Below are 12,433 nucleotides of genomic sequence, written 5' to 3' on the forward strand. Positions count from 1 at the left end.
TCGTCTCGGGCCTGAAGGAATTCAAGAGAGTGCGGGTTCCTGGAGGTATGCCGGATTTCCCTTTGATCAGCCGAGCCGGATCAGCCGGTCAGCAACCCCGGGACCCAGACTCAGCAAGTACTGGTGAACGGGTTCAAACAGCTCAGGATCCACGATTGCGTACAGTGCGGGGTCGTGGGCCAGAATCCGACCGATGATCTCAGGAGCTTTGTCGTAATCCTTCACGATGTCCACGAGGTCAAAGCTGAGATCGGTCGTCCTCGATGACGACATCCCGCGCATGCCCCATTGCCAGCGGGCGGCCAGAATGGGATCGACGGTTCCCGGTCCGGGGATGTAAACGGTTGACGCCGGTTGGGGCTGCCGGGCACTCTGAAGCAACCGGGGCACGAAAGCCGGTGTGCTCTGCAAGCGGGCCTGCTGGTTGGACATTTCAGTCAGCGGACGGACCGTCGCCGGAAGGCCGGCGGTCTGGAGTCCTGGAACCGAAAAGCCAAAGACTTGCGTTGCCGTGATAGCCAGGACGCACAGCGCAAGTGTCAGGCCGTGCTTGCGGAGTGGGCCCTCCGACGGCACCGCTGGTGGGATCAGACTGGCTGCCGCTGCGACGGCCAGCGGCCAGGCCAGGAGCAACACCGCAATCAGATATTTGTAGAAATAGTACGAGATGGCTCCGTTCTGGACAGTTTGCGAGACGGCCAGCCAGATGCACAGGGCAATCGGTATGAATAGTCCCGTCGCAGCCCTTGAAACGTCCAATCGTTCCGTCCGGAGCTGTGAGGAAGGTATGCGTAGGGCAAGCGAGCGGTTGGCGAAGCCCAATACCAAAGCCAGGACAATTGCCACTAGGGCGAGCCCGAAGTCCGGGTACGCGATCCCGCCTTGAGCCTCCAGGATGTGCTGGCTTTGTTCGATAAGGGGAGAAATCTGGATGATCGGAAGTGCCATGCCCAGCATGCTGACGCTGATACACGCTGATGAAAGGATCCACCACCGGCGGTTGTAGCTGCCGCGCTGGCGTACGACCGTCCACACCTTCATCCAAAGCACGACGGCCAGGAGGGATACAAGCAAAAGCCAGTTGTTGCAGATACTGACAAGACCCGCACCAACGACGGCAACGCCGACAACCGGGACACGACGCTGGAAGGTCAGTAGGGCGAGGACCGTGGCGGTCGCCATGCCACACGCGAGATAGAAATTTGCGAAGCCCTCATATGCCGGTATGGCTCCAGGGCCATAGATCCAGGCGGCCATCGCGATTGCGATTCCGCTGGCCATTACGCCTGCCCTTCGGCGGACCGCGGGCAGTGCGCAAAGTCCGGCCGCGACAATCAGGACCGTCATGACGCTGCAAGCTGCCTGGAGGTTCATGAAACCGACCAGTTCGCTGTCCACGCTGGAATAGGATGGACGAAGAAGGTCGGACATTGTGGCCAACAGAGCATGAAAGCCTTGCGGGTACTCGGAGAATCCCCAAGCGTCGCCGGCGGTGGTTTGCGGAATGGTCGGGATGACCTCGCCATGGAGCCGGATCATGTAGTAGATGCTGAAATGGGACTGATAGTCCCACCTGCTGGTAAGGATCGACAAGGCATCAAGTGGAGATCGGATCGTCAGCATCGTGCCCAGCGACAATGCTGAGAGCAGTGCCGACAGAAACGGTATTGAGTCAATCCATCGGGCACTGGGGACCAGCCGGCGGACCCTCCGGGCGGGAAGTTTCGCGGATCCGATCCACCAAGCTATAACCCCGGCCAGGCCCGCTAGCACGAGTGTCCCGTGGTCCGTACCCATCAAGCGTTCAGGTAACCACCAGGTCAGCGGCACCAGTCCGGCCAAAATCAGTCCATTGAAGAGGATGCGCTTTGACATCACTCGGGCGGTGGGCAGGAGAAGCAGGAGGACGGCCGTAACGATGAGTGCGGGCGTTCCCTGCAAGAGGCCTGTTGTCCTGAGGGCAATGACAGTACCCGCGACGATGGCGAAGGCCAGTATTCCCCGCGCGTGCCGGAATTGCGGACCCGGTCCGGCTTCGCCGCGGGGCGCTCTCGCACTGGAACGTCGCCGAAGGTGCTGCTGGTCGTTGATGGCGGTGCTCACGTGCGATTTTCCCCAATTGGTAAAAGTGAAGCTTGTTGGCGATACGATGATGCGTTGCGTTTCTGGTGCGGACGCCCCCAACGCAACGTGCGTTTACCCGGGGGCCGGGAGAGGGCTGCCCGGAGTAGCCTAGCCGGGGCGCCGGCCGGAAAGGCCGCGCAATCCATCTCGGATCCCGTTGAGGGCATTGGCCAGTCGGACCTGCCGACGCGGGGCAAGCAGTGTGACGATGGCCAGGTGCCTATAGTCCGCCAGGAAGCCCTTCAAAGTCCATAGCGAGAACCGGCGGCCGTACTGGCGTGCTAGCAGGATCCGGTTCCGGAAAAGATAGTAGTAGCGCCAATCAGCGGCAGTGCGGATCTTGAGCGGTTTTCCACCGAAGGAAAGTTCCCGGCCGAACAATTTGGCCGTGGCTGGACTTCCAAGAGTGTGATCCAGCGCAGCATCCGGGGCGATGACGGCGCGCAGTCCGTCAGAAGCACACCGCAGGTAGAACTCGCTGTCCACTCCGTCGATGAAGAGGCTGGACTGAAACATGCCGAGCCGCTCCAGTACAGGGACCGGGATGAGGAGTCCAGACTGGATAGGCTCGCCGCCGAGTTGAATCCCGTTCACCACTGGGCCGCGCCGGACAGGGAGGCCCCTGACAGAGCCGGGCGCCACCATGCCCACTGGAACCTGGGCGGCCGAAGCCGCCGTCGCAGCCGCCTGCAAAGCGGCGACGTAACCGTCGTCGAGCAGTGAGTCTTGATCCATGGTGAGGATGTAGTCTGGCTTCGCGGCCCACGACAGTACAGAGGAAATTCCGGCATTCAGCGCCGCCGCGATCCCGGAGTTTTCAGCAAGTCGCTCCACCCGGCAGCCGAGGCCAGCCAGCTCGTCAAGGATCAAAGTGGGATCCTGAGGGCTTCCGTCGTCGACGACGACCACTGCGTCCACTTGTTTTAGAAGTGCCGCGGCGTTTTCCAACACGCCGCCAGACGGGTTAAACAGGGACACGACAGCGACAGTCGAAGGCAACGTCTCTTCTCCGTCCGGGTCAGGCGGGCTGGACGTCGGGCTGAACGTCGATCCAATTGGCGAGGCGGTCAACGCCCTGGGCCAGGTTGTACTTCGGGGTCCAGCCGAGTACCTCTTCCGCGGCTGAGACGTCTGCCCAGGCGTGGCGGACGTCGCCCTGTCGGTATTGCCCTGTGACGTGGGGTGCCGGAGCGTTGTAGTGCGCGGCGATGAGTTGTGCGGCGGTGCCGATGGTCTGGAACTCGCCAGAACCGATGTCCATCGGTTCACCTTGGACGGTGGGGGAGACAGCTCCTGCGACGATGGCCGAGGCGACGTCATCGATCAAGATAAAGTCACGGCGGACTTCGCCGTCTTCATAGAGTGGAATCGACTTGCCCCCCATGGCCATCCGGCAGAAAAGGCTCATGATCCCGGTGTACGGGTTGATGAGTGATTGGCCGGGGCCGTAGACGTTCTGAAGCCGCAGGATGACGGTTTCGACGCCATAGGACTTTGCCCAGGCCTGCAGGACGTGCTCCTGGGCGAGCTTGGTGGCCCCGTAGACACTGACCGGTGCTGGGAACGTTTCAGACGCTTTCATAGCTACCGGCGTGGCGTCCGGGAAGTCCCACTGGGACTTGTCCAAGGTCTCGCTGGTGCGCTGGCCGGGGTAGAACAACTTGCCGTCGGCGTCTGCCCAGGCACCTTCACCATAGACCGCCCGGCTGGAGGACAGCACGATCCGGCGCGGGAGCTTGCCGTGGCGGTTGAGGCCATCGAGTAGCTGGGAAGTGCCGACGACGTTGACGTGCGTGTGGCGGGTCGACTCCTCGAGGGACTGGCCGGTCCCAGTCTCAGCGGCGAGGTGGATCACGACGTCGGGTGTCACATCTGCCAAGACGGCGTCCCACGTCGCCGCTTCCGCGACGTCGGCGACGACGAGTTCGGCCTTCGGGTGCAACTCAGCAGGCCGTTCACCAGAAGCATGGATCTGGGGGTGCAAATTGTCGATGACAACTACCCGGTCGAAGGCTTCGACCAGAGCGGGGGAAACAGCACAGCCGATGAAGCCAGCGCCGCCTGTGACGAGGACAGTGCCGCCGGGGCGGACAGGACTAGTTGAAGAAGTCACCATTGGACCTTTCATAGCGGAAGTTATTTTCCGAAAGTGTGTCGGACGAGTGCCTTGACGGCGGCGTTGTTGCGACTCACGGCCGCCTTCGGAAGAAGGGCTGCCGCGTGCGCGCGGGAGGTTAGCCTGAGCCTTGCCGACCGGGCCGCCTTCGTCCAACCGAGTTCATCGGCCTGGGCTGCGGAGACCTCAAAATATTCCCTCTCGCCGGCAAAACGGGAGCCATCCACGAGTTTTGTCGAGGATGCACTGTTTGAATGCCTTCGGTACTGGAAGCAAAGCTCGGGATCGATCAGCAGCTGATCGCCGTTGTAGATCATGTCCATGATCAAGGCGAGATCCTGGATGATCGGGAAGCCGTCGCGGAAATCTACCTTCCGGATCTTGTCCGTGCGGAAGGCCAAGGACGGCCAGTACAGCCAGTCGCCGTGCATGAGGTTGGTGGCTATTGCCTCTCCGGCCATCAGCTGCCGTCCACCGCCCCGCGGCTTGATGATCCTCTGCTTCACCACATCAACAAGCGTAGCTACTGCCTGTCCATTTTCGTCGATGACCTCAACACCGGGCTGGATGAGGGCGGCATCGGGGAAGCTAGCATGGGCGGAGAGGATGACATCCACGTAGTTCGGTAGCAAGACGTCATCGCAACCCAAGATTACCATCATCTCCTGTGTGGCGAGTGAAACACAGGTTCGGTAGTTCTCCGTAATGCCGGCGTTCTGATCCTTGCGGATGTATTTAACTCGCGGGTCTTGGATCCCGGCCATGAAGTCGCTGATTTCGGTACCTGGGTACGCGTCATCGACGACCGTCAAAAGCCAATCGCCGTTGTTCTGGGCGAGGACACTGTTGACGGTTTCTTTCATGTATCCGGGGTCTCCCCAATAGGGGATCAAGATGTCGAGGGGCATGTTATGCGTCAAAACCTTCGCTTGATTTTCTAGAGACTGGGGCTGATGGAGCGTCCGTTTCACTGGCCGATGGATTGACGGCCCGGCTTGCTGGTACCGCCTCCGAGAGGGATTCCAGCTGCGCCCGGAGAATGGCTACTTCTTCGGCTAACGAGCGGGTTTCATCCTCCACGACTGAGATTTCCCAGGAGAGGTGTAGGCAGACCCCAAGAAGCATCAGGATGCTCATTGCAAAGAGGAGGTTTGAGGGTACTTGGATACCCACAAGTTCAGCGACGATATTCAGCAAATACGGGAAAGCAGCAAGGATGAGCGTAGCGACGCCGACGATCAGCCACAACGCGGCGTACTTTTCCCGCAGCTTCTTCCGCCGGAGCATTTCGAATACCAGCGCGACTATGATCAAGGCCAAGAGGAACGCAGCGAGATTTCCCATTAGCGGACTCCTGCGACTTCAGGGGCGAGGGCAGCCGGGGTGGACCGTTTGCGAGTCAGGGCAAAGAGCAGGGCAAACACTGACCTTCCAAGATAGATTGCAGCTTTCGCGGGATTGTGGCTGGGGGTGCCGCCTTGCCTGACGCGCATTTCGACGGGGACTTGTGTCACAGTGCATCCCGAGCGGATCGCTACTACAAGGGAATCAATCGTATCTCCGAGGTACTCCGCCGGGTAATGATCCAAGTACTGGCTGATGGCCCGGTCATTGCCGGCGCGGAAACCGCTGGTGACGTCTGTGAGCCGAGTCTTCGCCAAAGATGAAATCACCTTGGCCAGGAAGAGCATCGCCCACTTGCGCGGACCGCTGACTTTGTAGTTTCCGCGATCAGCAAAGCGGGCGCCAATCGAAATGTCTGCATGGCGAAGCCCTGCCAGTACTTCTTCGATGCTGCTTGGATCGTGCTGGCCGTCAGAGTCAACCTGAATTACTTGGTGGTAGCCAAGCCGACGAGCGTACTTGAACCCGGCGCGCATTGCACCGCCTACACCGAGGTTGAAAGGGAGGTTGAGGACCGTTGCGCCAGCAGCTTCCGCGACAGCCGCGGTGTTGTCTGTTGAGCCGTCGTTGACGACCAGAACGTCGTAACGGCCACTTGTCGCGAGCACTTCACGCACCGTGTTGCCGACCGCTTCGGCTTCATTCCAGGCTGGCATGATGACCAGAACGCGGGCTGTGGGGGTTGGTTCCATGGTGTCCAAACTATATCAATTCCAAACAGAGTCGCCGACGAGGCATGTCGTGCCCTCAGTTCGCGGGTCCGTTATTTGAGTCTTTGTTCCAGGTCGGCAGGGATCCTGCCCGTGCGTCCCCTCAGGGCGTCGGCAAATCCCGCCATGGCCGCCAAAATCAGCTTGCGCTTGCCGGGGCTGAAAGCAAATCGCAACACATGCGCCTTGCCTTCCTCCACCAGCCTCCGGAGCGTCCATCCCGGGGCGCTGAGGGCATACCTTCGAGTGAGTGCTGCCCCGTTCCGGCAGATGTAGTAAACGCGGCTGGGGGAGTGGTAGTTAAAAGAGATCTCGCGGCCAAATACCACGAGGGGCCGGCCCAGAAGGCGCGCACGATCACGCTGGCCAAGGTCGTGGTCGATGTCGCAGCCTTCCCCGACCAGGACTTGGAGTCCGGTGCCGCGCACACGCATGGTGTATTCGGAGTCCACGCCGTCGATGAACAGTCCGGCGTCGAAGACACCCACCCGGTCGATTGTTCCGACAGGGATCATGAAGCCTGATTGCATGGGATCAAAAGCCTTGGTGAACCCACCCACGGTGCCCATGGTCGGGACGGCATGCCCACTGTATGAAGACGCGCAGACGAAGCCGACGTCGATTCCCGCCGAAGTTGCTCGCTGCAGTGTCTCGATTGCGTTTTGGACGTAGAGGGGGTTGAGCCGGGAGTCTTGGTCCAGGGTTAGGACGTAGTCCGGATCGCCATCGGTTCGTGCGGCTGAGATGCCGGCATTGAGCGCAGCGGCGATCCCTGCATTCTCCTGCTGATGGATTATCCGGGCGCCTGTCTTGGCCAATTGCGCGAAGACGCCCTCGGAGCCCGAGGGGATCCGTCGTCGACCACAAGGACGCGGACGCCCTGCTGGACTAATTGACGCACACCCTGCTCGAGGGAAAGATCCGGGCGATAGGCGGCGATGATAGCGACGACCGCCCGAGTTTCACTTGTCTGCATGACTCGGCCTTTCTGTGTTCACGATTTTGAATCCAGGAATCAGCAGGGCCAAGAAAAGCACGGCCTCACTGAGGGCCATTCCGAGGGCAATGCCTGGGGCGTTGCCGGATGTCCCGGACCAGACCATGGCTGCGACGCCGAGGAGTGCGGAGACCACCGTCCATAGAAGGACGAGCTGTTGTTGACCCGCGGGAATAAGCAGATTCCGAATGAAGGGGGTGCTGGCGCTCAGGAACAGAAACGCGAGGCCATAGTAGAAGCACAGCTCGGTGGTGGCTTGTGCCTTGCCTGCGAACAGCAGGCTGCTGACGAACGGACCGGCCAGTGTCAGCACGACTGCGCCCAGGACGCCCAGCGCCGCGTGGGCACAGATGGCGGCCAGATGACGTTTGCGGTGGCTCGCCGCGCCGTGCTCGAGCGTCCAGCCCTGGAAGGCGTTGCCGAGTGCAACGACGGTAAACAGGCCGAATCGATAGAGGGTGTCCGCTGTCGCGAGGCTGCCGGAGGCGGCGGGCGCAGTGCTTGCCGTGGCGATCGGGGTCGGAGTGGAAGCGTAAGCGTTACCCGCGAGGCTGATCCCGGCCGTACGGCCCTGCGAAGCGAGTTCCCGCATTGCGGAACGGACATCGCGGGGCACCCACTGGCCGCCTGGGGAAAAGGTGCGATGGAATATGACCAGCGAAACAATTGATGCCAGGACGAGGAGGCCAGTGTAGAACCAGAGCTGGTGTGTCCAAAGCAACAGCGGGGCAGCTGCGGCGGTGGCAATAAACCGAGGGACGGTGTCGTAAATGGCGAGCAACCTAGGCTGGCCCAGGCCGATGCAGAACCACGACGGTGACATTCCGGCAATACCGACGGCCCAGGACATGGCGATTGCTTCCGCGCGGAAAGCCGGGTTGGCAACCAGTGCGGCGACGACGGCAGACGCGGGCAGTACGAGGGCCAGCAGGAGGAGACGGGTCCTCATGCTTCGGAGGTAAACCTTGCCGCGGTCGGCGGCGCTGGTGGAACGCGCGACGGCAACAGGTCCGTCAACATTCCAGCCCCACATCAGCACAGTAGCCGCGAAGGTGCCGATCGCCTGGCCTGAAATGACGCTCGAAATTCCTTCGCCACCGACAAAGCTGGAAATCACTGGAATGAGCAGAAGCGGCGTAACTAAGGACAGCAGCGGTAGAACCGTGAACCCGGAAAGGCGCAGCAGTACGGTCTTCATATGGCAGGAGTGTCCTTGGGTCACGGGCAGTCTTCATCGATCTTACGGGATGGTTCTGCGGGGAAAGCCTTCACCTAAGATGGTGCAAGTCGGACGGGCGGGTGCCAAGCCCCCGTTCTTCCTTGTGAACAATCGGACTGTGAGGCCATGAACAAGCGCAACGAGCACACCACCCCGCGGATACGCGCCAGTGTCTGCATGGCGACCTACAAAGGAGCCCTCTACATCGGCGAGCAGCTCGACTCGATCCTTGCCCAGTTGGGGGACGACGACGAATTGGTGATCGTCGACGACGCGTCTCCCGATGACACGGTGCAAAAGATCATGGCCATTGACGATCCGCGCATCAGACTCATCCAAGCGGGCACCAATCAAGGTTACGTCCGTTCCTTCCAGCAGGCCGCCCTGGCCAGCCGCGGTGAGTTTATTTTCCTGGCTGACCAGGACGATGTCTGGATCGAGGGGAGGCTCGAACGGATGCTGTCCTCGTTGCAGTCGTCCGCCGTTGTCGCCAGCAATTTCGACGTCCTGGGCGGCGGGCCAAGGCCAGCGATTCCCCGACTCAGATCCGCTGACGGACGCAGGTCGATCGCGAATCTCTTTGGAATCCTTGTTGGCTACCGCGCATATTATGGGTGCGGGATGGCGTTCCGGCGCGAACTCCTGGGTGCGTTCGCGCCGGCGCCTTCCTACTTGCGCGAATCCCACGACCTGTGGCTGGCGATTATCGGAAATATGGCCGGTTCCATTGCGCACCTTGACGATTCCACATTGCTTCGGCGGATACACGACGAGAACGCCACCCCCAGGGGGTGGCGTTCCCTCGCGACTATCTTCGCCGCGCGTGTTGTGCTGGTCCGCCTCATGGTGGACGCACGACGTCGGCTACCCTCCTTGGGCGGGCCGCCGGGCCAGCTTTCCTAGTAGTAGAGGACGTCTACCGAGAGCTGCGACAGGCTGTTGGTTAGCTGCCAGCTATTACCCCTGACAATTCCAACGGTGGAGGTGCGGTCGCCGTTCCAATCCCCGGTAATCGGGCTGTCGGTGCTGATTCCGTAGTTGAAGACATTGGACACCACAGGGGATTGGATGCGGCTGCTAAGCCACCACTGTCCGTTGCGCCACACACCGATGCTTGTTTTGCCGCTACCGGTCCAGTCTCCGACTATGGGCGTGTCGGAAGGTACACCAAATCCAGTGAATTCATTCACTACCGGGTTGTTGATGGAGTAGCTGACCTGGAAGCTGGAGTTGCGCCAGATGCCGATGCTGTCCCGGCCGGATCCGTTCCAGTCACCCACGATCGGAGTGTCGGAGCCGATCCCGAAGGAAACTACTTTGGAGATAGCCATTGTGTTGATGTCACCAACCAGCCACCAGACACCGTTGCGCACGATGCCGATACCGGCGCTTCCGGTTCCGTTCCAGTCGCCCACTACGGGCTTGTCGCCCGGGTTCCCGTAGCCGAAGCATTTCCGCGGACCACGCGGCATTTGGAGGCACCAGAAACCATCTTTGAACCATCCGACGTAGCTCTTGCCGTCTCCACCCCATTTGCCGGTAAGTAGGGTGGCGCCGGGAATGAGGCCAATCGGATAGGTATCCGGAGTGGAAGCGAACCGACGTAGCTGGTCCATGGTCCCGTTGAAGAGGTCCTGGTCGCCAGGGAAGGTGGCCTTGGTTGAGTAGCTTGCGTCGGTGTAGTCGTCAGCATACTGCCACACGGAGTAGTAGCCCCACCCTCCAAAACTGGCAGGGTTGTTGGTAAACCACGAGGCGCCCCAGAGCGGGTTGGAATTCGAGAACCTGGTGGTCCCGCCAAGGCAGGTGTTCCAGAAGCTGGCCGTGCTGTAGATTACCGCGGCCTTACCTGTCGCTTGGTAGTAGTAGCCCGCGAAGTCGGCCACCCAGTCCGACAACTGGGACGGACTCATGTTGTAGCAGGAATTTAGGCCTTCGTTGTAGGGGGAACCGTTGTACGCATCCGGGTGGCCTTCGATATCCAGCGCTCCCGGCAGAGTCGTTCCATCACCGGACCACGCTCCTCCGTTCGCGATAAACGCGGTGGCCTGGTCCGCACCACGGGACAGATTCGGACGGGCGAAATGGTAGGCGCCGCGGATGAGGCCCGCAGCGGCTGAACCGTTGTATTGCTGTGCGAAATAGCTGTTCGAGGCCCACGTTCCTTCGGACGCCTTGATGTATGCGAACCGGGCTCCCTTCATATAGGAGACGTAGTTCCAGTCGACATTGCCTTGCCAACCGCTCACGTCAAGCCCTAGCGGGCTACCTTGGGTCCCCGCCGGCTGCTCGGGGACCGACGGCTCGCTGCCGGCCTGGGAGAATACCTTGGACTGCTGCGCCGAGGCGATTCCGACTTGCCCCGCCTTTTTAGTCATCCCCATGGTGGCGCCGAACTTGCTGAGCTTGTCGGCGTCGCTCAACGTCCCCGCTGCAGTTGCGCCCGTTTGAGGGGCGGAGGGGGCAGTTGGGGCGACCGATGTCGGCGCCGTCGCCGGTGCAGGAGTGGCGGAGGTGACGGGCGCCTCAACCTTTGTTTGAGGCGCAGGCGTTGTCGACGCGGTAGGAGATGCTGGAGACGGCGTGGCCGTCGGGCTAGGCTGCGGTGTGGGGGCGGCCAACGCCGGGGTGCCGGTGACCCCCGTCATTGCCAACGGCAGGGCTAATGCCGCCGATAGCAGCATCAAGCGAGGTTTTGACTTGTTCACGGTTGCTCCCGGAGAGATATTGGGCGGGCGTAGAGACACTCCCCACCCATCGTTCTATCTGAGGGTATCCAATTGTTACTCGTGTGACTACTGGTGCTGGTGGTGAGGCCGATTACGCGACAAGAGCGTTTTTTGGAAGCCGGTAAGCTAGTCACCATGCAGAAGATCCTTGTCACCGGCGGCGCCGGCTTCATCGGTTCCAATTTCGTCCACTATTTGGTGGCCAACACCGACGCTAATGTCACTGTCCTTGACAAGCTGACTTACGCAGGCAACCCGGAGTCCATCAGCGGCCTCCCGGAGGACCGTGTCACCCTGGTGAAGGGGGATATCGCTGACGGTGACCTGGTCGATGGGCTCGTCGCTGGCACGGACGTCGTGGTGCACTACGCGGCCGAATCCCACAACGACAATTCCCTGCATGACCCCCGTCCCTTCCTCGACACCAACATCATCGGGACATATACCCTCATCGAAGCGGCACGCAAGCACGCTACGCGGTTTCACCACATCTCCACTGATGAGGTCTATGGAGACCTGGAACTCGGCGACCCTCAACGCTTTACCGAGGACACTCCCTACAACCCATCGAGCCCGTATTCCTCCACTAAGGCAGGATCGGACCTGCTCGTCCGCGCTTGGGTTCGCTCGTTCGGATTGCGCGCAACCATCAGCAACTGCTCCAACAACTATGGGCCGTACCAGCACGTGGAGAAGTTCATTCCGCGCCAGATCACCAACGTCATCGATGGCATCCGCCCCAAGCTCTACGGCAAGGGTGAGAATGTGCGCGACTGGATCCATGCCAACGATCATTCCTCCGCCGTCCTCGCAATCATCGAAAAGGGCCGGATCGGCGAGACCTACCTGATCGGCGCCGACGGGGAAAAGAACAACAAGGACGTCGTCGAACTCATCCTTGAGCACATGGGACAGCCCCGCGATGCCTACGACCACGTGGTGGACCGCCCAGGCCACGATCTCCGCTACGCCATCGACTCAAACAAGCTGCGTGACGAACTCGGTTGGAAGCCGAAGTTCTCAAACTTTGACGCCGGTATCGAAGACACGATCAAGTGGTACCGCGACAACGAATCCTGGTGGCGCCCGCAGAAGGCGGCCACGGAAGCTCGCTACAAGGAACAGGGCCAATAA

At 60.9% G+C, this 12,433-nt stretch carries 11 protein-coding genes; 2 read left to right on the forward strand and 9 right to left on the reverse strand.

Going from position 1 to position 12,433, the window contains the following annotated elements:
* Nucleotides 1-66: 66 nt before the first annotated feature.
* The 8 genes from OW521_RS19285 to OW521_RS19320 form a co-directional block, all read right to left on the reverse strand.
* The gene (locus OW521_RS19285; protein ID WP_268021163.1) at nucleotides 67-2,103 is read right to left on the reverse strand and encodes a hypothetical protein; all 2,037 of its coding nucleotides are present in this window, start codon (nucleotides 2,101-2,103) and stop codon (nucleotides 67-69) included.
* Between the two features lie 129 nt (nucleotides 2,104-2,232).
* Nucleotides 2,233-3,102, reverse strand: coding sequence for a glycosyltransferase (locus tag OW521_RS19290; RefSeq protein ID WP_268021164.1), 870 nt, complete (start codon nucleotides 3,100-3,102; stop codon nucleotides 2,233-2,235).
* Nucleotides 3,103-3,142: 40 nt separating this feature from the next.
* On the reverse strand, nucleotides 3,143-4,240 hold the full coding sequence (locus tag OW521_RS19295; RefSeq protein ID WP_268021165.1) for an NAD-dependent epimerase/dehydratase family protein: 1,098 nt from the start codon (nucleotides 4,238-4,240) through the stop codon (nucleotides 3,143-3,145).
* A gap of 20 nt (nucleotides 4,241-4,260) precedes the next feature.
* Complete coding sequence (locus tag OW521_RS19300) at nucleotides 4,261-5,148, reverse strand: glycosyltransferase (protein WP_268021166.1); 888 nt, start codon at nucleotides 5,146-5,148, stop codon at nucleotides 4,261-4,263.
* Between the two features lies 1 nt (nucleotide 5,149).
* A complete protein-coding gene (locus OW521_RS19305) occupies nucleotides 5,150-5,584 on the reverse strand; it encodes a DUF2304 domain-containing protein (RefSeq protein ID WP_268021167.1) in 435 nt (144 codons plus the stop codon).
* Nucleotides 5,584-6,336: a glycosyltransferase family 2 protein gene (locus OW521_RS19310; RefSeq protein ID WP_268021168.1), complete on the reverse strand. Its 753-nt coding sequence runs from the start codon at nucleotides 6,334-6,336 to the stop codon at nucleotides 5,584-5,586. The genes OW521_RS19305 and OW521_RS19310 overlap by 1 nt, the downstream gene beginning before the upstream one ends.
* Before the next feature lie 71 nt (nucleotides 6,337-6,407).
* Nucleotides 6,408-7,172, reverse strand: a complete 765-nt coding sequence (locus OW521_RS19315) for a glycosyltransferase (protein ID WP_268021169.1) — start codon at nucleotides 7,170-7,172, stop codon at nucleotides 6,408-6,410.
* Nucleotides 7,173-7,316: 144 nt separating this feature from the next.
* A complete protein-coding gene (locus tag OW521_RS19320; protein ID WP_268021170.1) occupies nucleotides 7,317-8,549 on the reverse strand; it encodes a polysaccharide biosynthesis protein in 1,233 nt (410 codons plus the stop codon).
* A 147-nt stretch (nucleotides 8,550-8,696) separates the two neighbouring features.
* Between OW521_RS19320 and OW521_RS19325 the strand changes: the two genes are divergently transcribed.
* A complete protein-coding gene (locus OW521_RS19325) occupies nucleotides 8,697-9,473 on the forward strand; it encodes a glycosyltransferase (protein ID WP_268021171.1) in 777 nt (258 codons plus the stop codon).
* Here the strand turns inward: OW521_RS19325 and OW521_RS19330 are convergent.
* Nucleotides 9,470-10,993 (reverse strand): GH25 family lysozyme, encoded by a 1,524-nt coding sequence (locus tag OW521_RS19330; protein ID WP_268021172.1) that lies wholly within the window; start codon nucleotides 10,991-10,993, stop codon nucleotides 9,470-9,472. The two genes, OW521_RS19325 and OW521_RS19330, sit on opposite strands and share 4 nt — an antisense overlap.
* A 441-nt stretch (nucleotides 10,994-11,434) precedes the next feature.
* On the opposite strand from OW521_RS19330, the gene rfbB reads away from it, so the two are divergent.
* On the forward strand, nucleotides 11,435-12,433 hold the full coding sequence (gene rfbB, locus OW521_RS19335; RefSeq protein WP_268021173.1) for a dTDP-glucose 4,6-dehydratase: 999 nt from the start codon (nucleotides 11,435-11,437) through the stop codon (nucleotides 12,431-12,433).

It is taken from the genome of Arthrobacter sp. MMS18-M83 (genome assembly GCF_026683955.1).
GTDB lineage: Bacteria > Actinomycetota > Actinomycetes > Actinomycetales > Micrococcaceae > Arthrobacter.